The organism is Candidatus Nitrososphaera sp. 86-2 (genome assembly GCF_056726185.1).
Genome location: NZ_JBWZON010000001.1, coordinates 1,233,101 through 1,255,234 on the forward strand (window position 1 = coordinate 1,233,101; position 22,134 = coordinate 1,255,234).

Consider the following 22,134-nt stretch of genomic DNA (forward strand, 5'->3'; position numbering starts at 1 on the left):
GGATATTTAAATCTGAAAAACCGGCTGGCAGCAACAATAGATATTAAAAGACGTAGAAGCCAACAGGTGGCGTACTTGGCAGCCGACACCATTTCTGTTGTTGCAGGCCCCTCATCGCCCGAGCTTGCCACCGGTATTGCAAAGCACCTTGGGGCAAAGCTTGTGCCGGCGGAACTGCGGGTTTTCTCTGACGGCGAGAGCAAGATAAGACTCGCCGCGGGCGTCGGCAGGAAATGCGCCGTCGTGCAGTCGGCCTACCCGCCCGTCGACACCCATCTCTTGCAGGCCATGATGATGATTAAAAAGTGCTCTGACGACGGCGCAGAGGTATGCGCCGTAATACCGTACCTCGCCTATGCGAGGCAGGACAGGGCTTTTCTTGAAGGCGAGGCAGTGAGCGTGGCGCTGGTTGCCAAGCTGCTTGCGGCGGCTGGAGCAAAATCGGTCGTCACAGTCGACATCCACAGTGAGTCGGCCCTTGCATTCTTTACAAGCATAGCGAACGTTTCCTCGATACCTCTCCTTGCAGCCCATGCGGCAAGAATGAAGCTCAAAAACACGCTCGTGGTGTCGCCTGACACGGGAGGCATTTGCAGAGCGCAGGAATTTGCAAGGCTGTTAAAGACAGACATGATTGCCCTGAAAAAATCACGCGACAGGAACACCGGCGAAGTCACGGTGGAGCAAAGGATAGATTCTGACGTTTCCGGCCGCGATGCGATACTGATAGACGACATGATAAGCAGTGGCGGCAGTATCGTAAAAGCAGCAGAGGTGCTGCGCAAAAACGGCGCCGGCAAGATATATGCCATGTGCGCGCACGCGCTTTTGATAGGCGACGCGGCTTCAAAAATAGCGGCTGCAGGCGTGCAGGAGGTAATAGCCACCAACTCTATACCGGGCAGGCACGCATCAGTCGACCTGAGCGGGGCGCTTGCGGAGGCCGTGCGCAAGATCTTATTATGACAAAGTTAAATCAGGCTTTTGCCTGCACTATATAGCACACTCTTGGCAAACATGCAGATTGTGTTCCTCGGCACTTCTTCAGCGGCTCCGACTGCTGACCGTGGGCTTTCGTCCATCGCCATAATGCGCGATGGCGAGCTCTTGCTGTTTGACGCCGGCGAGGGCATGCAACGCAACTTCATCAAGGCCGGCCTAGGCATGAACCGCAAGATGAAGGTGTTTGTCACGCACATGCACGCCGACCACTGCGTCGGCCTGCTCGGGCTGTTGCAGACGATGTCGCTTCAAGGGCGCGAAAGGAGGCTGGACATTTACGGCCAGCCCCGGCTCAAGGAATTCCTGCTTGAAAACATGAGGATAATCAACTTTGGCCTGACCTTCGAAGTTGCAATACACACTATCGAAGGCGAAGGCGTCGTCGTACAGGAAAGCGACTACAAGATAACCTGCTGCGAAGCCAAACACTCTGTCCCTGCCCTTTCGTACAGGCTGGACGAGTTTGACAGACCCGGTGCCTTCAATGTCGAGCTTGTCAAAAAGATGGGCATACCGGAGGGCGAGCTATACAGCAGGCTGCAGCACGGACAAGACATCGAATACAAGGGCAAGATGGTCAGGTCGGCAGACGTCGTCGGGCCTCCAAGGCCGGGAAGAAAGATAGGCATATCCGGCGACACCAGGCCGACTGAGAAATTGACGAAATTCTTTTCAGGGTGCGACGTGCTGGTGTTCGAGTCGACGTACAGCCACGACAAGATTACCAAGGCGCTTGAAACTTTGCACTCGACGGCCACTGAGGCGGCCACCGTCGCAAAACAGGCCGGCGCAAAAAAGCTGTTCCTGACCCACTTTAGCGCGCGCTATGACGAGACATCAGCTCTTGTAAAGGAGGCATCAGCTATACACAAAGACGTCGAGGCTGCAGAGGATTTGAAACAGGTGGACATCCCGTACCCACCATCATCATTATCATCATAGCTTTTTCACAAATCGTGCCAGGCCGTCCGCGTCGCTGACGGAATCAAGGTTTCCCTTGCCTGCCAGGATGTATGCGGCGCCAAAGTTTGGGTATGCTTCCCTGCACGTAAAGAGGGTCAGGATCCCGCCGCGGTGGTCCACCCTGTAGCCGCGGCACGGCTCGTGGCCGCGGACCACCACTTTTGTGCCCGTGGCTTGCAGCCACCGTTCTGTTACCACTCTTCCAAAGTGCCTGCCTATACCTCTCCACGAAGGCTCCCAGTCCTCTCCTTCTTCAAGCGGGCGGGGGTCATTCCACAGCAGTTCTTCCATCACCCGGTTCTGCAGGTGGCTTTTCTGCGCAGTCGCTATTTTCTGCCTCCAGTCGCCTATGGCATCGGTCGGCAGGCCGCCGTGCACCAGAAACAGCCTGCCCTGCACCACGGTGGCAAGCGCCATCAGTCCAAATAGCGCAAGCGTCCTGCTGTAGACAGCCCTTGCTTTCGTACCAAACCTGTCCTCCATGCTGTACGACAGATCGTGTGAGGGAAACGGGAACTCGGCCGGCGCCTCGTGGTTTCCGCGCATCAAGATCACAGAATCGGGGTGCGCGTGTTTCAAGTGGCATATGGCGTACAGCACGCCCATAGAATCACTACCCCTGTCCACATAATCTCCGAGAAACACCATCTTGTTTTCCGGATTTGACAGGAACTTTTCGTAGCCCATCTCATCGAGGATCTGAAAGAGCGTCCGCGAGTCGCCGTGCAGGTCGCTCAATATCGCAAGATTAGCATAATCATATATTTCGACAAGCCCGCCCGTTACGGTTCCGCCGGCTATTTTGCCGCGCTTTTGCTCCTGCTCCAGCGCGGAAATGCCCTGTTCCAGCACCCGCGAAAACTCGGACGGCCCGGCGGTGGCAGAAAGGCGTGCAATCTGCGACAACATGTACTATTGGCCTGCTTGCTAATTACCCCTGCGGAAACGGCTATAATGCACGTACGCATTGCAGGCTCTGTGCAGGATCTGTGGCTTGAAGTGAGGGCTTGTCAGCAGCCGACGGCGGCAACGACAAAAGAGCTTGAATACGAGACGGTGCTCCGTATACCGGCCCTTTCAGAGGCGTTGAAAGCGGTGGAAAAGGCCAGCCTCGACGCGGCAAGAAAGGGAGGAAACACCATGTGGGATTATTCTCGCAAGCTTGACCCCAAAGAAATAGAGAGCGTCATGGGCCTGTTTTCAGGGTCGCAGGAGAGGGACGACGGCAGGTCTACGTCCAGATCGGCAGACTACTCGTACTATGGCAAGTGTTACACCTTGACGCTGTTTGCGTTCAAGTGAAACCATGCGAGTAACGTATTTATTTAAAACAGGTATTCATGCCTGCGTATCGCTATGGTGATTAACGGAGAGTTACTTGCCGCAAGGAAAAAGGTCGCCAGCAAGCGCCCCAAGTTCGTCCGTCAGGAGAGCTGGAGGTACGACAGGCTTGCAGAGAATTGGCGCAAACCAAAGGGCAAGGACAACAAGATGAGAAAGCAAAAGGGCGGATACCCGGCTATAGTCAAGGTCGGCTACCGCGGCCCCAAGGCTGCAAGAGGTCTTCACCCGTCAGGCTACACCGATAACATCGTCTACAACGTCGCGGACCTTTCCGGCCTAGATGCCAAGAAGGACGCAATCAGGCTTGCTCGCACCGTCGGAAGCCGCAAACGCAAAGAGATAATCGAGCAGGCCGCCAAGTCAGGATTCAAGATATTGAACGCAGGCAAGCTTGCTCCAAAGAAAGAGGAAGAAGCAGAGAAGGAGGAGACCAAGTAAAGATGGTCGTCAACATCCGCAAAAAGCGCGAGCTTGTCGCAAGGATTCTCGGCGTGGGCGTAAACCGCGTGCGCTTTGAGCCGGACAAGCTTGAAGACGTTGCCGATTCTATTACCCGCGACAACATCCGCTCGCTGGTCAAGAGCGGCGCCATCTGGACTGTCAAGCCAAAGGGCACTTCAAGGGGCAGGGCGCAGAAAAAGCGCTCGATCTGGAAAGTCCACGGCAAAGGTCAGGGCTCCAAGAAGGGCAAAAAGACCGCAAGGGTCGGCAAGAAAGAGGTGTACGTCGTTCGCGTCCGGTCGATGCGCTACCATCTTCGCGTAATGAAGGAGCGCAAGGACATCACGAACGAAATCTACTGGAACCTCTACAAGCAGGTAAACGGCGGACATGTGAGATCGCTTGCGCACCTGCGCGACCTCGTAAAGGAAGCCAAGACCCGCTAGACGGGTTCCCTACTTTTCCCTTTTTAGTTTCAATACCGCCCTTTTCTTTTCAAAATCCACTATCCTGTCGCCGTCAAACTGCAGCCCTTCTTTTGCCAGAATCTCCTTCTTCATCTTGATGCCAAACCCATATCCGCCAATGCCCCCGTCTGACGCCACCACGCGGTGACACGGAACAACAAAAGGTTCAGGGTTTACGTTCATTATCTTGCCTATTGCCCTTGCCGCTCCGGGGAATCCAAGCGCCTGTGCAAGGTCGCCGTACGTCGTGACCTGCCCTTCCGGCACAGTCCTTAAAAGGTCATAGACGTCCTTTGCGTCAAGCCGGCGGCCAGTCCTCATGCAATCGGGATGACGTCACGCGTATTTCAAACTTTCAGGATGGCAAGGCCTGTGCCTTCGGCCATTTTTATCATGCGGTCCTTGTGGCTCCCAAGGCCCTTTGCGTCAAGCACGATGTGCGTCACCTTCTCGGCGCTTTTTTCGATCATCTGTGCAAGCATTGCCTCATCAATCGCGTCCAGCGCGTGCTTTGACGCCACTGCCGCAAGCCCGAACTCGGACTCTAGCAAGAGCTTGTTGAACTTTGTCGGATAGTGCGTACCTCCGATTGCGACTCCCACATTTTCACAAGGCGCAACGCCGTTGTTTGCAAGCACGCCAAGAAGAGAGTCGCACATCGCTTTTGCTGCGCTCCGGTCGGCCCACTGCTTTTCCGACGAGCCAAGCTCCACGAAAAGCACGGGCTTTTTCAGCGATGTCGGCCCGTGGTGCGTCGCCTCAATTATAACGTCATATCCTGGCGTGTTTGCGCTTGTTATCGCCTTTAGGTACGCCTTTTGCAGGCTGGGCAGGGCAACGGCTATCTCTTTTGGGTTGCCGCCAAAGGGCGCATCGGAAAAATTGCCCGTGCAATGGCAGGTGAGCGTCGGGATTCCGCTGTCCGACCGGTGCTTTGAGAGGAACACGAACGCCCTTGCATCTGGAAACGTCAAGTCAAGCGTCTCCAGAGTCAGCAGGGACGCGTCTGCCACGTACAGCTTGGCGCTGTGCGCGGGCGAGGAAAACGACTGCCCCTCTCCGCCGTCGTGCAGGCCATCCGGCGCAAACCCCTGCTCTGACTTTAAATAGTCGGCCATGGTCACGCCTGCAAGGTCCTGGCTTGAGGCGACAAGTATGAAATCTCTCAACGTGAACCAGCACTTGTATGTAGAATTTAAATAAATTTATAAATTGTATCGACTTTTCGCTTTATGGCTTATGAGTGATCCGAGAGAGGACCAAGAGGAGGATCTAGACTTATCTTTAGATAACGATAATCAGGGTTTAGAGGACGAGAAGGCTCCGCAGGGCAAAAAAGAGACGGGGGCGAAGCCAGCTCCTGCGGCGGCAGCGGTAGCGCAGAGCGACAGGCCAGCAAGCGACAGCAGGTTCTTTGCCATCCGCACTACAGGAGGTCAGGAGCGCATGGTCGCAGACATGCTATACACAAAGGTCACGGCCAAAAAGATAGGCATACGCTCAGTCCTGGTGCTTGACAGCTTTAAAGGTTACATAATAGTCGAGGCGCCGGACGCAAACGTCGCGTATGAGGGGCTCGCGGGCATCAGGCATGTGCGCGGCCAGATACGAGGCGACCTGCCGTTCAAGGACATTGAGGGCTACCTCATAAAGAAGCCCACAGTTACTGAACTGAACATCGACGACACGGTCGAGGTCATCGCCGGCCCGTTCAAGGGCATGAAGGCCAAGATAACCCGTGTCGACTATGAGAAGCAGGAGGCGACAGTCGTGCTCCTGGACTCGCCCTACCAGATACCTGTCACCGTGGACGCCAACTACTTGAAAAAGGTAGCCCATTGACTGAAGGATTAAATAAAGAAGGGGGCAAATCCACCGGTACGGCTTTATGGTGTTATTTGCTTGATAGTTGACCTGAACCTGAAGGGCAAGCACGCCATAGTGATAGGCGGTGGCACAGAGGGTGTAAGGAAGGTCAACGCGCTCTTGGGCCAGGACTGCAAGGTCACGGTAATCAGCAACCGCTTTAACAAGTACCTGCGCGACCAAGAAAAGGCAGGCAAGATTGAAACAGTAAAGGCGACGCTAAAGGACGCAAGCATTCTTGATAGTTATGACAGCCCGTTTTTGGTGCTTGCCTCCACCGACGACAGGGAATTAAACCGCAAGCTGTGCCAGAAGGCGCGGGAAAAGGGCGCCTTTGTTTATTCGGTCGACGACCCGCAGTACAGCGACTTTTCGTACGCCTCTGTCGTCAACATCGAAGGTGTGATGCAGGTCGCCATTTCCACGTCGGGCAAGAGTCCCATAATGGCAAGGCAGGTGCGCATACGCGCCGAGCGCGTACTGAAGCGCATAATAAAAAAGGCGGACATTGAAAACGCCAAACTGCAGGAATTTGCAAGGAACGCGGCAAAGCCGAAACTAAAGACCGTGGAGCAGAGAAAGGAATTTCTATATTCTCTGCTGCATGATTCACGCGTGCAGAACCTTATTAAGGAAGACAGGATTGAAGATGCTAAAAGCACGACGCTTGAGCTTTTGCAAGAGTGGGTGAAAAAGAGCAAATGACGGCGGCAGCAATAAAGGCACACGACTCTTCTTCCTTCGCCCTGCCCATTCAGGTTATCAACGCTAGAGTAACCTACAAGAACGCGCCGATACATCTTTTGGAAAAATTCACGTTCAAAGACGTCGAGGCCGCGCACAGGGCATTCGTTGACGGGGCAGGAGTAGACGAGTGCGTGATACTTCAGACCTGCAACCGCGTCGAGGTGTTTGCGGCAGCAAAGAACGCGGACGAGGCAAGGGTCCTTGAACAGTGGGCCAAGGCCGCCGGCCTTGAAAAGCACGACCTTGCAAGCGTCGAGGTCAGCACGGGCAAGGAGGCGGTGATGCACCTGCTAAAGCTGGCGTCCGGCCTCGACTCGCTAGTGGTGGGCGAGGACCAGATACTAGGGCAGGTCAGGCGCGCATTGGAATTTTCGCGTACAAACCGCTATGCAAGCGCAAACCTGGCGGCGATATTTGACAGGGCACTCAAGGTTGGAAGCAGGGTCAGGACAGCGACAGGCATCAACAAGGGCAACGTATCGATTGCGTCGGTCGCCGTGAATCTTGCCGACGAGTACTTTGACGACATGAAGTCCAAGAGGGTGATGCTTATCGGCTCTGGCGAGGCGGCAAGCCTGGTTGCAAAAGTATTGAAGAACAGCGGAGTCGATTTTATGGTGACAAGCAGGACGTACGAGCGGGCAAGGTCGTTTGCAGAAACGGTGGCAGGAAGGCCGGTCCCGTTTGACGCGGCGCTTGACATGTTTGCGCAACTCGACCTGATATTCGTGGCGTCGACTGCCCCCTACTTTCTCATTACGTACGAGAGGATGCAAGAAGCGGCAAAGGGTCGCAAGGACGCCGTGATGATATTTGACCTGTCAAACCCAAGGACGGTCGATGAAAAGGTGGCGACTATCCATGGCGTGAAACTGATAAACATGGACCAGATAGCAGAGCTTGTAGAAAAGAACATGCGCTCCCGCATGAAGGAGGCACAGGCGGCCGAAAAGATGATTGAAGGTGAGATAAAATCGGTCGACGGCATGATGAAGCGCATGAAGGCAGAGCCTGTGGTGGTGTCGGTGTTCAAAAGCGTCGACGCGATACGCGAGCGTGAGCTGAAAAAGGCGCTTTCGATGCTCGGCAAAAAGGATGGCGCGGACGGCGACGCCAAGGTCATCGAGCAATTGTCGTACGCCATAGTTGAAGGCATACTTTCTACGCCGATGAATTATTTGCGCAAGGAGATAGAGGGAGGCGGCAGGGACAGCGAAGAGCTGATGAAGATGGTAGCCAAGATGTTCAAGTATGAAGACGAGAAAAAGCAGCAATAATAACGGTTTTCCAGACGTCAGGCTCAGGCGCCTCAGAAAGACGCCAGCAATCCGCGACCTCTTCCAAGAGACCCACCTTTCGGTCAAGGACCTTATAGCACCGGTTTTCATCGAGGAGGGCCTGAAAAAGCCGCAGGACATCGGCTCGATGCCGGACATCAAGCGTTTCCCGCTTTCAGGGCTTGCAACTGAAGTGGAAGAGCTGTCGGACCTCGGCGTCAAAGCGGTAATCCTCTTTGGTCTGCCGGCAGAAAAGGACGACAAGGGCTCGCAGGCGTTTGCAGACAAAGGGATTGTTCAAAAAGCAGTCGAGCAGGTGCGCAAGAACTTTGGCGACAAGATTGCAGTGATAACGGACGTCTGCCTCTGCCAGTACACGTCGCACGGCCACTGCGGCATCGTAATAGACGGCAAGATTGACAACGATTCAAGTGCAAGCACGCTCGGCAAAGTCGCGGTGAGCCAGGCGAGGGCCGGCGCGGACATCGTCGCGCCGTCTGCCATGATGGACGGTCAGGTGCGCGCTATACGCACCGCGCTTGACGACGCAGGTTTTTCAGACACGGCGATAATGAGCTATTCGTCAAAGCAGGCATCCCCACTGTTTGCGCCGTTCCGGGACGCGGCGCACTCGGCCCCAGAGTTTGGCGACCGCAAGACGTACCAGATGCCCTTTTCAAACCCCCGCGAGTCAATGCGGGAGATAGAGCAGGACATTTCAGAGGGCGTCGATGCGATTATAATAAAACCGGCCATACCGAACCTTGACCTCATCTACCAGGCAAGCAAGGCTACCAGCCTGCCCATATGCGCGTACAGCGTGTCAGGCGAGTACGCGCTCATGAAAGCTGCTGCGATGGAAGGTTGGATAGACGAGGACGCGGTAATGACGGAATTTCTGACTGGAATAAAGAGGGCCGGCGCGGACATGATTATCACGTACCAAGCCAAAAAGATGGCGAGGCTCCTGTCAGAATAGAGTAGACGTTTTTATTCCAGCCTGCCGCCAAACATACATACACATGTTTGCAGCCGACGCGGGGTCCGAGCGCGCAACTAGCATCGAAGACTACCAGAACACCTGCACCGAGTTCATAATCGACATCAGCAAGGACTATAAGGATTGGGTGGACCGCTACCAGCTTGGCGAGCAGGAAACAGCGCGGCGCAAGGGCGTCATCGAGAACATTGTCAAGACCACGAACGACTGGATAAACCGCTTTGGGACTACGATAAAGAAAATAGACATCATCATGAACGACGGCGTCAACAAGATGGCCGAAAACACCGCCGGCTACCCCTTTGGCTTTGAGGCGCTCGTGCTTGGAAAGAGCAGGTACACGACGCATCCCATAGGTGACGTGAGGATAAACGTCAAGGCGATGCCGAGGCCCGGCAGGCTCGTCAGGATTGGAAACTACCAGAAGGACGAGCTCTTGCTTCTAAATGCCAGCGCGCAGATGGGCTTTGCGCTGAGCCAGGAAAGCAGAAAGGGCGCAGACATACTGGACGACTATATCATAATCGACGCAAAGAACTGCCAGCGGGGCGACGTGCTGTCGCTCACCGTGGTTGCGGAAGAAATTCAGGACGATTACGTGACTGAAAGCCGCGGGTATTCCACGCTCGTGCTGCTTGTCTGAAGAAAAGCAAGGACATGTTTAAATTACCTAGACTAAACGACAGTTATAGCGTGCGACGGTCGTCCAGTTTGGTCTAGGACATCAGATTGCCAATCTGGTAACCCGGGTTCAAATCCCGGCCGTCGCACCATCGTGTTTTCATCGCAAGCCGCAATCGACTTAAAAGCGCGTCTTGCCAATGCTTACAGATTGCGAGACGAACAACAGCACGCGCACAACGAGTCCATAGTGTCACAGTTCACAAAGCAGGCGGCCTCTTTTGCCAAGATGAAAGAGCATTCCAATGAAGACGAGTTTGAGCTGATGTATTCTCTGACAAAGATCAACTCAGATGATAATGTCCTTGACGTCGCCTGCGGCCCCGGCATAGTGGCGTGCGCCCTTGCAAGGGTAGCGAGACACGTGACTGGCATCGACATCACCCCGGCTATGATAGAGCAGGCAAAGCTCCTTCAGACAGAAAAGGGATTGAGCAACGTCACGTGGAAGGTGGGCGATGCAAACCCGCTGCCGTACAAAGACTCTACATTTTCGCTCGTGGTCACGAGGTACAGCTTTCACCATTTCCTTGACCCGCGTTCTGTGCTGTACGAAATGAAGCGCGTGTGCGCCCCGGGAGGAAGGGTGGTCGTCATAGACGTCACACCGCCGGAAGGCAAGGCCGACGCCTACAACCGCATGGAAAAACTGCGCGATTCTTCGCACGCAAGGGCGATGCCGCTTGCAGAGTTGCAGGGCATGGTGGAGAAGGCAGGCTTCACAGAGCTAGAGACAGGCTTTTACAAGCTCGACGTGGATCTTGAAAAGATATTGAACGCGACGCTAACAAAGCCGAAAGACGCAGAAGAGGTGAGGCGGTTGTTTGCAGACGACCTGAAAACCGGAAGCCTCGGTGTGGGAAGCTACCTGAAAGAAGGCAAGGTTCGTTTTGCGTTTCCCATCACGATAATCGTCGGTAGAAAGAAGAAAAGCGTCTGATGTCATCCTGCGCTTCCGCACGCGCAGAATCCGTACTCGTCGATGCGCTTGCCGCACGTCGGGCACTTTTCCCCGTACTCTACCTCCCACGCGCGCTTGCCGAACAGCTTGAAGTGGTCGTCGTCTTCTTCGGAGAACTCTTCTTCTTTCTTCTTTTTGTTTTTCTTTTCTTCCTCTTCAGCCATCCTTCATACCCCGCGCGACGCGGTTCTTGGCGTTTGTCTTTATGATTTCAAGCGCCTTTTCCGCCGCGTCTTTTTTTGGCAGCTGGATCATGAAAACGTTCTGCGAGTTTGTGTACGTTGTCTCGCTTGGGCCCATTGCAATCATGCCGCTTTCCGCAAGCGCCTCGAACCATTCCAGCATGTCGTTTGCATAAAGGAGAAAGTTCTCTTCAAAGTCCGTGTCACGGAACTTTATGTCGACGTCGACAAACACATCGCGCCCGTCGTAAAATATGTCAAGCAGGGTATCGGCAGAAACGCGCTTGCCGTAGATCTTGCCAAGCGTCTCCTCGTATTTCTTGGGACTTACCAGTATGCAAGGCACCTTGCCGCCAGAGAACTCGACTAGCGTGGCCCCCTCCTTGTGCAGGTTGGCCTTGAATTCTTCAAGCGTGGTAAAGTTGCGCTTGGGCACGGCATACTAATTTTGCAGGCACAGGATAAGAGCTTTGTCTTGGTTACGAGCGTCTAGATCCACCCATCCTTACGTCATGCGACGTAGACTGTGTCGTTTTGAAATAAAACAAAGAAAATTGTTTAACGTGTTAACAGAGCATCATATTTGATGTTGGTGATGACTAAAACTTGCCAAGCGAAGACATGGAACGGTTGAAAGAGATATTGCAAAAAGAGATTAACGACATAAGGAAAGGTATCGAAGATAACCGGTTGCGCGATTTTGAAGAGATGGGTCGCACATTCTCCCGTACGGCAGATAGGAACGACCGGATAAGAATAAACACTTTGAGGTGGGTGCTGGGCATGATAGAGACGCTGGATCGTTAGGTAGTACGTTACCAGATAATGCTATGATTTTATGATCTAACAACAATGATATATAATATTCAATGATTTTATATATTTTATAATAGAATTGCATTTTATAGATAACTTATGTAGGGATTTTGCTCAAGGCTTTAAAGTAAAGGATCTGTTCTCACGTCAATGTCAAGTAAGACAAAGAAGAAGAGCAGCATGACGCTGACGCTCTCGATATTAATAGTCGGTATCGCGCTTGCGGCGTACGCGTTCATGCCAGTTTCCACTTTTGCGGCCGATCTCGGGAACGGGACAGCAACCACCTCGTCTCCTGCAGATACCGGAGGCGAACAAGGCAGCAGCAGCGACGACAATAACAACAATGACAACCTTCCTGCAGCTACCAGCAACAATAACGATACAAGCTCGACTCCTACTACTAATGATGACCAAGCTCTAACCCCCGACTTGGGTGCTTCAAACAATGAAAATCAGACGGCCGCTGCTACGGCTCCAGACCTTTCCGGGCCTGCAAGCAATGACACCGGCGACAACAACAATACAGTGACGACTCCATCGGAAAATAACGACAACAATAACACAACTGCGGCCACTGAAGCAAACAACAACACTGCTCCAGAGAACAATGACGACAATAGCAACACTGCTACGACAACTCCCAACGACAGCAACATGACAAATAACAACCCATCAGAAAACGGCCCCACCGCGACTAATCCCGGAGAGAACAACACTACAGCAAACGCTCCTAAAGAAAACAGCACGATAACTACTGCCCCGCTAGAGAACAATACCGCGACGACTCCCGAGAATAAAGATAACAGCAGCACAACCACGACCTCGCCACAGGAGAACAACAGCGGGAACAGTGGCAGCGGAAGCAATGACAACAATAAACCACAGGGCTTCAACAACAATGGCAGCAACAACAACGGTGGCAATAACGAACAAGGCGGAAGCGATCACAACAAGCAGGAGAGAAAGCTACATGACGACAGCAAGGATGTCCAAGGCCCCAAGTTTTACAAGTACAAGCACAAGCAGCATGACAACGAAAATCAAGGCAGTGACGATAACAACAACGGTAGCCACAGAGAAGAGCACTACAGCAGCCAGCACAAAAAGTACTTCAAGTACAAGCACGACTTTACCTACTACGAAAACATAAAGATAATCATACACCACTTTTACTTCAAGGACTTTGCAGGCGCGGACTTTTTCGTGCACTTTGACTACGAGCACCGTACTGGCAATGTGATGATATTCTTTGACCACCCCTTCAAGGGTCACGAATATGACGACGAGGGCCACTTTTACTTTGACGACGACGGCAACGAGTACCAGTGCGACGAATACTACCAGGGCTCAGTGTACTACGAGTTTGAGAACGCCTTCTACAAGTGCAGTGACCTGACTGCAAGCGAGGATTTTGAAGGCGAGTACTAGAACAGCACTCCCAGGGTCAGGGCGGGCGTGATGACTTAAAGTCATCACGCCTTGCGCCTTTTTCCTCTTTTCTTTATTGAACAATAATCAAAGATTGATGGAAAATTGGGGTTTTTAGCGCCGCATCGGCGCCTGAAAAAAAAACAGAGAAGGGGTATTAGCAGATGCGTATGGACTTGGCCAGCATTATGGCGCGCTGCGAGTCGTCTTCCATCATCTCGTTGTTCTTGTACTTGTTGCTAAAGTAGATGAGGTCTATCATCTTGCAGCGGTCCATCGTCACGACTGCGCTCCCGTTCGTGCCGGCAGTCGTGTTGGCGTTTGTCAGTATGACCAACTTGTCTACAAAGCCCGTGGTTTTCAGCGTGTTTGATATCTGCTCAAAGCTCTTGGCGTGGTCGCGGTTTATCACGACTGTTATCGCCACCTTTGTTCCGTACGGGTCAGAGAACATGACGTCTACTCCGCTCCCGTTGCTCTTTTGCGGCTTGGCTACCGCGCCCACTTCGTGCGCATAGTTGACGAGGTTGCGCACCGCGTCCTTTACTCCCGATTCGAGCACGGAAACGTCGCTCGTGCTCCTGCGGATCTTTATGAAATCAGATATAGGCACATCCATGACGCTTCCGCGTATGCGCAAGCCTGGATAGACGTTTTTGATGGTCTCGTCGATGGCCTGCTCGTCGATTATTGACGCCTCGCGCTTGCCGGCATTTTCCGTGGCGTGGTACATGATGTTCAGCATAGAGCGCACGTTGCGAAAGTCGGCAAACTCGTCATAGATTACTTTAACCTTTGCCGCAAGGTCGCGCTCCTCTTCTTCGGTAAAGCACTTGCTTGCGTCGTGGAAGCGTATGTACTCCATGATGATGTCAAGTATCTCCTCGTACGTGTTCGAGCCTGCAAGGTCGACCTTGTAGTTGGCCTTTTCCAGCCTGTCAAACACGGACGCGTTTGCCTTGCTGATGTCGTCGTACGAGGACGGGGTGAATATCAACATCAGCGCTGCCGCCGGCACGTGTGCGTTTATCACTGCTTTTACAAACTCGGTCGTCTCCCTGTCGGCGTCAAACTCGTCCAGCTGGAACACCGTCACGCGCCCAAGAAAACGCAGGTTCAAAGACGCAAGGGCTGCCAGGCTTGCGATGATGTCTTCAAGCGTCGAGACGTTTGCCGCGTCCGCCCGGAACTTGCCCTCCACCACCAGCTTTAGTATCGCCACTTCGACGGGCGAATACTCTTTTCTCAGAGTTTCTGAAAGCGCAGTGTAGTTGGGTACAAGCTCGTTGTTCAGCAAGAGTTCCGCCTTGTCGAACAGGCGTTTTCCGGTGATAGAATCCATAAAGCCATAGTTGAATATCTTGCGCGCAGTAGACGACTGCTCTGCTTTTGCCAGCAGGTGCTTTACCACTGCCCTGCGCATCTGGGATATGTACTCGTCGGTGAAGCCTCCGAGCATTGCAGAATACAGGCTGTGCATGTTGCGTGGCGATATCTGCGTCAGGTCGACGTACGATATCACCGTCTTGTCCTCGACTTCCTTGAGCCCCTTTATGTGGAGCGCAAGGTGTGTCTTGCCGGACCCGACATCTTGGATTATCGTGAGCAAGCGAAAGTCCTTGTCGGTGGCCTTGCCTTGTGCGACTTTGCCGTGCAGGTCAGAAAAGCACGCAAGGACAGCCGCCTTGGCCTCCTTATGGCGCTTGCCTCCAAGGATCTTGGCGTCAATCAAGGTCGGAGTCGGGCTGCTTGGGTAAGGGTTTCTGTCCAGCCTGTATGGATACATCCTGCTAGATGCACCTCACAAAGCCGTGCAAGAGGCCCCGGACCATCACGCCTTCGCCACCACCGGTTGAAAGCTCGTACTTGTCCTGGTACTGGCCCGTCAGTTCGCCCACCAGATGGTAGAAATCGTCACCGGTTATGCCGCATCTTGCGCACACGTCGCTTCGAACCTTTGCCAGCTCTACCCATCCGATAGAGGAGGACGAGTTGGCAAGCGCGCCGTCAAACTCTTTTTTAAAGTCGCTGACGCTCATGCTCCTTGCGGGCGCGGCTGACGCCGGCACGCCCCTGGTCTCTGCCCGTTCCGTAACAAGCCTTGCCAGGTTTGAGATATTGTTTGCAAGCGCCTCGACTGCACGGGAAACCTCGCGGTTCGACGCGCTCACGGTCTCTTCGAGCGACTTTATCAGGTCGTACGTCAGCCTGAACCTCGGGTCGCTATTGAGAAGGCTCTGGATGTAGTGGTCCTTGTGGAAGCAATAGTAGGCGCTTGCGCGCTTGTCCACGAAAACCTGCCCCTTGCTTACGAGGCTCTCCAGTGCAACGTCGATCTCGCCAAATTCCTTGCGAAGATCGGCCTTTTTGGCACCGGCCGACCCCGCAGAAAGGATCCTTTTCTCCAGTCTTTCCTCTGCGGTCATGAGATAGAGGTTCAAAATTGTTATTTAAACCAGAAAGCGACTATTTGCTGCATTGTGGGTGAACTAAATTGAACAAGTGACGAATAACGGTTAATATTGCGCGTCGCCCGCACTTGAGATGGGATGATGATTACTATTACTGCAACATATGATGAAAGTACTAGGGTATCTGACCAAACCTTTCTAATTCTTGCATAATTTAGAATCTTGATTTTGCTCGGCTTGTTATATCACTCACAGCGAGTATTTGCACGATCATCGCCGCGATTGCAACTTGGCAATCTGTGTGTAATTGATTGATTTATGCTTTTACGGTCTTTTGAACGACACCCGAGGGAATGTTACCTTGATGGGGTGTCTGAAGGCAGGATGCGTCATGATGACTTCACCCTTGTTGAGCCTGACTATGTTGCCCTTTGTGTGCTCGCTTAACATGGCGTAAGAGGGTGTCGCAAGTTCTGTAGCGCCGAGCTTGGAAAATGTGTGGGTGCCGGTGTTTTCGTGCAGGGCTCCGTCGACTGTGCTCTTGAACTGCTGGGCAGAAAAAAGCAAGGTATTTCTCGCCTTGCCAGCGATGACCGTCCTCATTATCTGTTCCGCGGTGGCGGACATCCTCTTAACTCCGGGGACAGAGCTAGGCAGAAACCTATTGATCTCATCGACGAATATTATCATGTACTTGCCGGATTCTGCACTTGTCAGGCGCTTGGCCGCATACATCTGGTCTACAGCGCGCATTACGTCACCGACAACCAGCGACTGTTCCTCAAGCGTCGGGAGCCTGGCGATGTCAATGACGTACACTTGCCCCGCCTTGATCTTCTTGACTTCACTGCCCAGATACACGCTAGTCTTGCGCCTGTCTACAAAGAGCGGCGACTTTCTGAACTTGTGCAAATAGCCAAGGAAATGCGCAAGGGCGGATCTGTACGAAACTACCTCTTCCGGGTATTGGGTAAAAGCTGCCAGGTCGCTCCATGTTGTTATCTCGTCAAGGCCGTTCTTGATTGGCCACGATTCGTCAATATGATTGACAATAGACAGGATTTCGTCGTAGCGTGGATCTGCCGTTTGCGAAAACAAGAGCTCAAGCCGGTCATGTATATCGCCAAGCTCGTATGAATACGGCTTGCTGTTTTTGGGCACCAGGACCGAGTTGGGATTGCCGTCGCTTCCCCTTGGCAAATAGTAGATGACGTTTGAAAACGGCTCTGTATCCAGACCCAACAGCTTGAACAATTTCGCATCTTCCTTGCTGAACTTTTCATCATCCTTGGAGTCTATCTGAAGAAGCTCTTGCTCTTTTGTGTTAAAGATAATGATGGCTACGCCTTCTCTTGAGAGCTTTTGGGATGCCGACTGGAGCAGAAAGAGCAGATAGCTGGTCTTGCGATTTCCAGATATGCCGGCGGCATTAATGTGTGCAGTGTCCGGACCTGCCAGGTAAGACACGTCAAGAGAAAATGGGATCTGTAGGCCGTTTGTCAGTTGGATGACTCCGGCGGGCACAGGGTTTAGCATTTCGGGGATGCCGAGGGCATAGAGAACCTCATTTTCATCTGCAAGACTGACCTTTCGGCCGGGCATTACTGGTATGGCTGAGGAAGGGGTATTTGCCAAGATTGCCGCCTTGGCCACCATCATACCATTAGAGTATGCGTCAGCCTCGTCCAACGGCACCACCTGTAGGTTGTCCACTATGCCTATTACCCTGTCAGCTTTCGCATTCTTGACCGACACGAAATCAAACGGTCTAACTATGGCGTCAGCCTCCACCGAGAACCAAAAGTTCTCGATATCGCTGAGGAGGGTCTTGGAGACTATGGTCGAGCCGACTACATCTTTCTTCTGACGTGCGGAGCTTCTCACGTCGCGGGACTCCGGCAACTTGCTGCCATCCATTTTACTGTAGGCAGTATTTTTTAAAAAAGATTCGACTTGAGGACGATTTCTTTAGTGCTAGTAGAAGTATACGACTGATTTTTTGCTTGGCTTGGTAGAAATGCAAATCATCAATCATCAAAAAAATCAGCAGACCCTCCGCCAGAGATAGTATTATCTTGTGAAAATTTTTGTGGTGCCTCTGATCAAATTATCATCATCATGTCTGCATTGCCGACGCTGTCTCGGCCCTCTGGTGCCTCGTCCTTGCGTGCTTTACTGCGGCAAACACGGACAGTATGACTCCTACCCACGCCGCGCCAAGGACAATGTTTTGCGGACTGACATAGATGTACGGTATAGCCTCGTGCAGGTTTGCCTGTATCTCTAGCGCGCCAGCGTGCATGTCAATAAGCGCAGCGTTGTAGCCTTCGTCGTGCGGCGACAGGGTCGACAGTGCCTCAGAGCGGGCGACCATGCCGTCCAGCTGCGCGTTGATTCTTGCAAAATCAGTCCGGTAGGTGGAAAAGAACCACACAGGGTTGCCGGTATCCGGAATGAACCTCTGCGCGAGCCTCGTGTAATCGGCCAGCTGCTGCGGAGTCTGCGCGGACTGGGCCCTTGCGAGCAAACCAGAAGCCTCCTGCAGCGGGTAAATGGACGTATGGTAGCCATAGTACGCAACGCCGGCCCCAAGGACAAGGAACGCAAGGACGCCGGGCAAAAGCAGGCGCTGGCCCACGCTCTTTTGCATGGGGACAGCAACGACGACAACGGCATCTTCCTGTCCTGCTGATTTTTTGGTCTTTTTCTTTTTCTTGCCAAGCTGCGAGTGTGCGATACTGAGGTACGCCACGTATATGAACCCGATTGTAGGCAATGCGATGAGCGGAGTAAACAGTGCGTTATGCGAGAATATCGCCACGAATATCGATATGCATCCATAGAGCGCAAAGAATATCTCTAGCAGAGTGGTTTTCGTGAACGGCAGCGCGTACTCTTTGTTGCGCCAGTCCTCGCCCTTTTTCACGATGCCGAACTTTGGTGTCCTCAGAAACTCGCTCTTGCGGCCAAACAGCGCGTCAAACACTGCGACAGAGTTGTTGACAGAGATGCCGGCGCCGAAAAAGTGCAGGAACATGAACTGCAGCCCCTTGTGCTTCCAGCCTTTCTTCCACACCTTGTTTATCACCACTAGATAGCCGCCGGGACCAAGTGCCGCGTACATGGCAAGCACGAACAGGGGAGCCAGGTTGCTCTCATAGAGCTTGTAGTTCATCGCAAGGAGCATCGGAAATATCAGAAACTGCGCAAGAAAGAGCGGGTGCGCAATGTGCCGAGTCATGTGTATGAACGACTGGACCTTGGACTCTATGGGCACCTTTCTGTGTGCCACCACGTCTGTAAGCAGCTTTAGCGCGACCTGTATCGAGCCCTTGGCCCAACGGAACTGCTGCCTCTTGGCCGCGTTCATCTGCACCGGCAATTCAGCATCGACGACATAGTCGTCAAGGAACATGCACTTCCAGCCCTTCATCTGCGCCCTGTAGCTCAGGTCCATGTCCTCCACGAGCGTACTAGTCTGCCAGCCACCAGCATCGCTGATGCACGACGTCCTCCAGATGCCGGCGGTGCCGTTAAAGTTCAGAAAGATTCTGCTGAGGCTCTTGGCCTTTTGCTCGACTAGAAAGTGCAGGTCAAGCGACACGGCCTGCGCCTGCGTCATGGAAGAATAGTCCTCGTTCACGTGGCCCCACTTGCACTGCACAAAGCCCATCTTGGGGTCGGAAAAGTAGCGCAAAAGGTGCTTCAGAAACGACGAGGGCGGGATGAAATCGGCGTCAAATATAGCGATGAACTCGCCCTTGGCGCTCTTCATGCCGGCTTTGAGCGCGCCGGCCTTGTAGCCTGACCTGTCCGCCCGGCGTACATGGACGATGTCAAAGCCCTTGAAGCGGTATTCGTCGACGATGGAGCGTATCAGGTCGACTGTGTCATCGTCCGAGTCGTCGAGCACCTGCACCTGCATCTTGTTCTTGGGATAGTCCATTCTGCACACGGCGTCTATCAGGCGTCTTGCGACGTACTTTTCGTTGTACAGCGGCAGCTGCACGGTGACTGTCGGGAGCAGGGCAAGAGGAAGTTCGGGCACCTGGCGCTTGCGCCTTTCATGGACCTCGTTGTGGCGCGATTGGATTGCAAGGTAGTAAAAGTTCAGAGTGTAAAACATCGTGACCCAAGTAATGATGAGAAAGATGACGTACAGAAACGTACCTGGACCATACATCACCATTTTTGAGACTATACCTCTATGCAGTATTTAGTATTTATAGCTACTCGGCAGAGCTTCTATTATTATCCGCCTTTCTGGAATATCTTGATCGCCTGCGGCGGGCAGACGTTCTCGCACGCGATGCAGAATATGCAGTCCTTTTCTCTTGCCATGAACGCCTTTTTCTCTGATGCAGGATGTCCGGGTGTCTCTAGCCAGTCATAGACGTTGACGGGACAGGCTTCAATGCACGCGCCGTCGGCTACGCAGATGTCAAAGTCGACGCAGACGTTCGTGCCCCATATTCCAAGCTGTCCGGGAGCGTCGAGCGGGCCCCAGACTGCGATTCCCTGGTACTTGCCGGCCTGCTGCCTCTTTTCCTTGAACTTTACATCAATGGGCCCTTCCACCTTTGAATGTCCGGTGCCGGTGCCTGAAAGCGAGACGGTGGTGTCGCCACTTCCTCCTGCTGCCGGCGCCTGCGGCGCGGCCATTGCGGGAGTTGCCGCCGGCTTTGGTGCGGCCGACGCTTGCGCCGTTGGTGGAGGCGCAATCGCGCTCCTCGCCTTGGGGTTCTTGGCAAGCGGCGTGAGCTCTTCGAGCTTCTTTATCGCCTGCTCCAGCGTCAGCTTTTCCACTTTCTGGTACTGGGCAATCATCTTGTCGCCAATCTTGGTGTTGCGGATTATAGTGTCGATAATCATCTTGGCGTTCTTGTCCGCCGTTGCGCGGTAGTTCTTTATCCAGTAGGGATCGCCAAAGTATTCAATCTGCCTTATCTGGTAAATGAGGTCGACGACCTCGCCCGTGACAATTTCAACCGTGATGTTAAGGTCCGCCGAAAGGTCTTCCCCGGTCATTGGGTCGACACCCTTCTCTGTCCACTTGTAAGTGACGTATATCCTGTCTGCGTGGGTCTGCATGGTAAAACCGGCAGGGCGCAAGTCATTCTGGATGCTTGCGATGTCGGCCTTGTCGGTAATCTCGACTGGAATCCTGTAAATGCCTAGCTTGCTGCCGTGGAGCGGGTAGACGCCCCTCTTGGCAGTCTCTGACAGCATAGTCCATACTCGGTCCTTGAGCAGGGCGGACATTGATGTCTTAACTAGGATTTTGAATAGCCTAAAAGCATTTCGCTTTTCTTTTTTTCTATCTAGTCAGAGTCGTCCGGGCAGGTCATCTCGCGGATGGCCTTGTAGCGCTTCTCCATCTCCTCGGCTTTTGTCACAACCTGCTCTAGCGAATACTGCGACTTTGGAAAGTACCAGCGTATCCCGACCCTGTGGCCTATTCCATCCATGTCGTATATCATGCCCCTTTCGACTTCAACGCCGTGCTTTTCGTCGATGATGCGCTCGCGCACTTCAAGGCCTCTCTTTGTCTTGTCCTCCATCACGAAATGCGGCGGCCTGTCGTAGATAAAGTAGAACTGGCCGCGCTTTACCATATCAGAAGGGTCTATCTGTACGTGTCCCACAAAAGAAAGGGAGGAAATAAGGGCTTATTTCTCTATCGGGTTTCCTATCATGTTGCCCCATTCAGTCCACGAGCCGTCGTAGTTGCGGACGGACGGGTAGCCAAGCAGGTATTTCAGCACGAACCAGCTGTGCGACGAGCGCTCGCCAATCCTGCAGTAGCACACCACTTCCTTGTCCGGCGTCACGCCCTTGCCCTCGTACAGCGCCTTTAGTTCCTCCGCGCTCTTGAAGGTGCCATCGGTGTCCTTGACTGCCTGAGCCCACGGGATGTTCTTTGCGCCGGGGATGTGGCCTCCGCGCTGGGCGTGCTCCATCGGGTACTCTGGCGGGGCGGTTATCTCACCCGTGAATTCCTTTGGAGACCGGACATCGACAAGGACTATCTCCTGGGCCCTTTCCAACGCGCGCCTGACGTCGGGCATGAATGCGCGGACGCCCTCGTCGGCGGGGTTTGCCATGTACTTGCTTGACGCTGGCGCCGGCTCGTCCTTTGTGTATTCGCGCTTTTCTAGCTCCCATTTCTTTCTGCCGCCGTTCATTATCTTGATGTTCTTGTGGCCATAGTACTGGAAAACCCAGAACGCAAATGCCGCAAACCAGTTGTTGAAGTCGCCGTATAGCACAAGTTCGGTGTTGGCAGTCGCGCCAACCCTGCTCATCAATGCCTCGAACTGCTGCTTGCTGATGATGTCGCGCCTGACAGGATCATTGATGTCGCGCTTCCACCAGACGAGGTGGGCGCCTGGCAGATGCCCCTGCCTGTAGGCGTTTTCCGGGTCATAGTCGACTTCGAGTATCTTGATGTTCTGGTTCTTTAGGTTGCTTGCAACCCAGTCGGTCTCGGTGAGGACTTCGGGATGAGAATAGCTCGCCATATTTGAGATGCCTTTCAGTTCTAC

General features: G+C 53.4%; 25 protein-coding genes and 1 tRNA gene. 14 read left to right on the forward strand and 12 right to left on the reverse strand.

Annotated elements, in window-relative coordinates:
• Nucleotides 1–75 precede the first annotated feature (75 nt).
• Together ACYOR7_RS07500 and rnz are read left to right on the forward strand one after the other, a co-directional pair.
• Nucleotides 76–966 carry a ribose-phosphate diphosphokinase gene (locus ACYOR7_RS07500; protein ID WP_294805129.1) on the forward strand — a complete coding sequence of 297 codons (891 nt, stop codon included), beginning with the start codon at nucleotides 76–78 and terminating at the stop codon, nucleotides 964–966.
• 51 nt (nucleotides 967–1,017) lie between these two features.
• The gene (rnz, locus tag ACYOR7_RS07505) at nucleotides 1,018–1,944 is read left to right on the forward strand and encodes a ribonuclease Z (protein WP_294805167.1); all 927 of its coding nucleotides are present in this window, start codon (nucleotides 1,018–1,020) and stop codon (nucleotides 1,942–1,944) included.
• On the opposite strand, the gene ACYOR7_RS07510 is transcribed toward rnz, so the two are convergent.
• Nucleotides 1,939–2,874 (reverse strand): metallophosphoesterase family protein, encoded by a 936-nt coding sequence (locus ACYOR7_RS07510; RefSeq protein WP_479913539.1) that lies wholly within the window; start codon nucleotides 2,872–2,874, stop codon nucleotides 1,939–1,941. The two genes, rnz and ACYOR7_RS07510, sit on opposite strands and share 6 nt — an antisense overlap.
• Before the next feature lie 45 nt (nucleotides 2,875–2,919).
• Here ACYOR7_RS07510 and ACYOR7_RS07515 point away from each other — a divergent pair, with 45 nt between their 5' ends.
• From ACYOR7_RS07515 to ACYOR7_RS07525, 3 genes are read left to right on the forward strand one after another with little or no spacing between them, the layout of a single operon-like run.
• Nucleotides 2,920–3,267, forward strand: coding sequence for a hypothetical protein (locus tag ACYOR7_RS07515; protein WP_479913540.1), 348 nt, complete (start codon nucleotides 2,920–2,922; stop codon nucleotides 3,265–3,267).
• 54 nt (nucleotides 3,268–3,321) lie between these two features.
• Nucleotides 3,322–3,747, forward strand: coding sequence for a 50S ribosomal protein L32e (locus tag ACYOR7_RS07520; RefSeq protein WP_294805135.1), 426 nt, complete (start codon nucleotides 3,322–3,324; stop codon nucleotides 3,745–3,747).
• Nucleotides 3,748–3,749: 2 nt separating this feature from the next.
• A complete protein-coding gene (locus ACYOR7_RS07525) occupies nucleotides 3,750–4,196 on the forward strand; it encodes a 50S ribosomal protein L19e (RefSeq protein WP_294805137.1) in 447 nt (148 codons plus the stop codon).
• A gap of 9 nt (nucleotides 4,197–4,205) precedes the next feature.
• Here ACYOR7_RS07525 and ACYOR7_RS07530 read toward each other — a convergent pair whose 3' ends face one another.
• Complete coding sequence (locus ACYOR7_RS07530) at nucleotides 4,206–4,538, reverse strand: MGMT family protein (RefSeq protein WP_294805139.1); 333 nt, start codon at nucleotides 4,536–4,538, stop codon at nucleotides 4,206–4,208.
• 26 nt (nucleotides 4,539–4,564) lie between these two features.
• Nucleotides 4,565–5,386, reverse strand: coding sequence for a D-aminoacyl-tRNA deacylase (locus ACYOR7_RS07535; RefSeq protein WP_294805141.1), 822 nt, complete (start codon nucleotides 5,384–5,386; stop codon nucleotides 4,565–4,567).
• A gap of 70 nt (nucleotides 5,387–5,456) precedes the next feature.
• Here ACYOR7_RS07535 and ACYOR7_RS07540 point away from each other — a divergent pair, with 70 nt between their 5' ends.
• The 7 genes from ACYOR7_RS07540 (at nucleotide 5,457) to ACYOR7_RS07570 (ending at nucleotide 10,728) form a co-directional block, all read left to right on the forward strand.
• A complete protein-coding gene (locus tag ACYOR7_RS07540) occupies nucleotides 5,457–6,059 on the forward strand; it encodes a transcription elongation factor Spt5 (RefSeq protein ID WP_479913541.1) in 603 nt (200 codons plus the stop codon).
• A 60-nt stretch (nucleotides 6,060–6,119) separates the two neighbouring features.
• A complete protein-coding gene (locus tag ACYOR7_RS07545) occupies nucleotides 6,120–6,788 on the forward strand; it encodes a precorrin-2 dehydrogenase/sirohydrochlorin ferrochelatase family protein (RefSeq protein ID WP_479913542.1) in 669 nt (222 codons plus the stop codon).
• On the forward strand, nucleotides 6,785–8,107 hold the full coding sequence (gene hemA, locus ACYOR7_RS07550) for a glutamyl-tRNA reductase (protein ID WP_294805145.1): 1,323 nt from the start codon (nucleotides 6,785–6,787) through the stop codon (nucleotides 8,105–8,107). The genes ACYOR7_RS07545 and hemA overlap by 4 nt, the downstream gene beginning before the upstream one ends.
• Complete coding sequence (hemB, locus tag ACYOR7_RS07555) at nucleotides 8,082–9,086, forward strand: porphobilinogen synthase (protein WP_294805146.1); 1,005 nt, start codon at nucleotides 8,082–8,084, stop codon at nucleotides 9,084–9,086. The genes hemA and hemB overlap by 26 nt, the downstream gene beginning before the upstream one ends.
• Before the next feature lie 43 nt (nucleotides 9,087–9,129).
• Entirely contained in the window at nucleotides 9,130–9,750 is a 621-nt protein-coding gene (locus ACYOR7_RS07560; protein ID WP_294805148.1) for a hypothetical protein, read from the forward strand.
• A gap of 52 nt (nucleotides 9,751–9,802) precedes the next feature.
• Nucleotides 9,803–9,880, forward strand: a tRNA-Gly gene (locus ACYOR7_RS07565).
• A 59-nt stretch (nucleotides 9,881–9,939) separates the two neighbouring features.
• Nucleotides 9,940–10,728: a class I SAM-dependent methyltransferase gene (locus tag ACYOR7_RS07570; RefSeq protein WP_479913543.1), complete on the forward strand. Its 789-nt coding sequence runs from the start codon at nucleotides 9,940–9,942 to the stop codon at nucleotides 10,726–10,728.
• 2 nt (nucleotides 10,729–10,730) lie between these two features.
• On the opposite strand, the gene ACYOR7_RS07575 is transcribed toward ACYOR7_RS07570, so the two are convergent.
• Both ACYOR7_RS07575 and ACYOR7_RS07580 read right to left on the reverse strand, forming a co-directional pair.
• Nucleotides 10,731–10,913 (reverse strand): hypothetical protein, encoded by a 183-nt coding sequence (locus ACYOR7_RS07575; protein ID WP_479913544.1) that lies wholly within the window; start codon nucleotides 10,911–10,913, stop codon nucleotides 10,731–10,733.
• A complete protein-coding gene (locus ACYOR7_RS07580; RefSeq protein ID WP_294805154.1) occupies nucleotides 10,906–11,367 on the reverse strand; it encodes a hypothetical protein in 462 nt (153 codons plus the stop codon). Before ACYOR7_RS07580 ends, ACYOR7_RS07575 begins: the two co-directional genes overlap by 8 nt.
• A 170-nt stretch (nucleotides 11,368–11,537) precedes the next feature.
• On the opposite strand from ACYOR7_RS07580, the gene ACYOR7_RS07585 reads away from it, so the two are divergent.
• Both ACYOR7_RS07585 and ACYOR7_RS07590 read left to right on the forward strand, forming a co-directional pair.
• A complete protein-coding gene (locus ACYOR7_RS07585) occupies nucleotides 11,538–11,738 on the forward strand; it encodes a hypothetical protein (RefSeq protein ID WP_294805156.1) in 201 nt (66 codons plus the stop codon).
• Between the two features lie 159 nt (nucleotides 11,739–11,897).
• Complete coding sequence (locus tag ACYOR7_RS07590; protein WP_479913545.1) at nucleotides 11,898–13,178, forward strand: hypothetical protein; 1,281 nt, start codon at nucleotides 11,898–11,900, stop codon at nucleotides 13,176–13,178.
• A 157-nt stretch (nucleotides 13,179–13,335) separates the two neighbouring features.
• Here ACYOR7_RS07590 and ACYOR7_RS07595 read toward each other — a convergent pair whose 3' ends face one another.
• The 7 genes from ACYOR7_RS07595 to ACYOR7_RS07625 form a co-directional block, all read right to left on the reverse strand.
• On the reverse strand, nucleotides 13,336–14,964 hold the full coding sequence (locus tag ACYOR7_RS07595; protein ID WP_294805159.1) for a hypothetical protein: 1,629 nt from the start codon (nucleotides 14,962–14,964) through the stop codon (nucleotides 13,336–13,338).
• A 4-nt stretch (nucleotides 14,965–14,968) separates the two neighbouring features.
• Complete coding sequence (locus ACYOR7_RS07600; protein ID WP_479913546.1) at nucleotides 14,969–15,604, reverse strand: hypothetical protein; 636 nt, start codon at nucleotides 15,602–15,604, stop codon at nucleotides 14,969–14,971.
• Nucleotides 15,605–15,913: 309 nt separating this feature from the next.
• On the reverse strand, nucleotides 15,914–17,506 hold the full coding sequence (locus ACYOR7_RS07605; RefSeq protein ID WP_479913547.1) for an ATP-binding protein: 1,593 nt from the start codon (nucleotides 17,504–17,506) through the stop codon (nucleotides 15,914–15,916).
• A gap of 199 nt (nucleotides 17,507–17,705) precedes the next feature.
• Nucleotides 17,706–19,778: a glycosyltransferase gene (locus tag ACYOR7_RS07610; RefSeq protein WP_479913548.1), complete on the reverse strand. Its 2,073-nt coding sequence runs from the start codon at nucleotides 19,776–19,778 to the stop codon at nucleotides 17,706–17,708.
• Nucleotides 19,779–19,840: 62 nt separating this feature from the next.
• Nucleotides 19,841–20,155, reverse strand: a complete 315-nt coding sequence (locus ACYOR7_RS07615; RefSeq protein WP_479914457.1) for a 4Fe-4S dicluster domain-containing protein — start codon at nucleotides 20,153–20,155, stop codon at nucleotides 19,841–19,843.
• Nucleotides 20,156–20,910: 755 nt separating this feature from the next.
• Nucleotides 20,911–21,204 carry a hypothetical protein gene (locus ACYOR7_RS07620; RefSeq protein WP_366137843.1) on the reverse strand — a complete coding sequence of 98 codons (294 nt, stop codon included), beginning with the start codon at nucleotides 21,202–21,204 and terminating at the stop codon, nucleotides 20,911–20,913.
• A gap of 54 nt (nucleotides 21,205–21,258) precedes the next feature.
• A complete protein-coding gene (locus tag ACYOR7_RS07625; RefSeq protein ID WP_479913549.1) occupies nucleotides 21,259–22,110 on the reverse strand; it encodes a sulfurtransferase in 852 nt (283 codons plus the stop codon).
• Nucleotides 22,111–22,134 lie beyond the last annotated feature (24 nt).

What these genes read in the sequence shown, in the direction of transcription:
- rnz (WP_294805167.1), top strand. Translation starts at nt 1,018, where the DNA reads ATGCAGATTGTGTTCCTCGGCACTTCTTCAGCGGCTCCGACTGCTGAC.
- ACYOR7_RS07510 (WP_479913539.1), bottom strand. Translation starts at nt 2,874, where the DNA reads ATGTTGTCGCAGATTGCACGCCTTTCTGCCACCGCCGGGCCGTCCGAG.
- ACYOR7_RS07515 (WP_479913540.1), top strand. Translation starts at nt 2,920, where the DNA reads ATGCACGTACGCATTGCAGGCTCTGTGCAGGATCTGTGGCTTGAAGTG.
- ACYOR7_RS07520 (WP_294805135.1), top strand. Translation starts at nt 3,322, where the DNA reads ATGGTGATTAACGGAGAGTTACTTGCCGCAAGGAAAAAGGTCGCCAGC.
- ACYOR7_RS07525 (WP_294805137.1), top strand. Translation starts at nt 3,750, where the DNA reads ATGGTCGTCAACATCCGCAAAAAGCGCGAGCTTGTCGCAAGGATTCTC.
- ACYOR7_RS07530 (WP_294805139.1), bottom strand. Translation starts at nt 4,538, where the DNA reads ATGAGGACTGGCCGCCGGCTTGACGCAAAGGACGTCTATGACCTTTTA.
- ACYOR7_RS07540 (WP_479913541.1), top strand. Translation starts at nt 5,457, where the DNA reads ATGAGTGATCCGAGAGAGGACCAAGAGGAGGATCTAGACTTATCTTTA.
- hemA (WP_294805145.1), top strand. Translation starts at nt 6,785, where the DNA reads ATGACGGCGGCAGCAATAAAGGCACACGACTCTTCTTCCTTCGCCCTG.
- hemB (WP_294805146.1), top strand. Translation starts at nt 8,082, where the DNA reads ATGAAGACGAGAAAAAGCAGCAATAATAACGGTTTTCCAGACGTCAGG.
- ACYOR7_RS07560 (WP_294805148.1), top strand. Translation starts at nt 9,130, where the DNA reads ATGTTTGCAGCCGACGCGGGGTCCGAGCGCGCAACTAGCATCGAAGAC.
- ACYOR7_RS07575 (WP_479913544.1), bottom strand. Translation starts at nt 10,913, where the DNA reads ATGGCTGAAGAGGAAGAAAAGAAAAACAAAAAGAAGAAAGAAGAAGAG.
- ACYOR7_RS07590 (WP_479913545.1), top strand. Translation starts at nt 11,898, where the DNA reads ATGTCAAGTAAGACAAAGAAGAAGAGCAGCATGACGCTGACGCTCTCG.
- ACYOR7_RS07595 (WP_294805159.1), bottom strand. Translation starts at nt 14,964, where the DNA reads ATGTATCCATACAGGCTGGACAGAAACCCTTACCCAAGCAGCCCGACT.
- ACYOR7_RS07600 (WP_479913546.1), bottom strand. Translation starts at nt 15,604, where the DNA reads ATGACCGCAGAGGAAAGACTGGAGAAAAGGATCCTTTCTGCGGGGTCG.
- ACYOR7_RS07605 (WP_479913547.1), bottom strand. Translation starts at nt 17,506, where the DNA reads ATGGATGGCAGCAAGTTGCCGGAGTCCCGCGACGTGAGAAGCTCCGCA.
- ACYOR7_RS07610 (WP_479913548.1), bottom strand. Translation starts at nt 19,778, where the DNA reads ATGGTGATGTATGGTCCAGGTACGTTTCTGTACGTCATCTTTCTCATC.
- ACYOR7_RS07620 (WP_366137843.1), bottom strand. Translation starts at nt 21,204, where the DNA reads ATGGTAAAGCGCGGCCAGTTCTACTTTATCTACGACAGGCCGCCGCAT.
- ACYOR7_RS07625 (WP_479913549.1), bottom strand. Translation starts at nt 22,110, where the DNA reads ATGGCGAGCTATTCTCATCCCGAAGTCCTCACCGAGACCGACTGGGTT.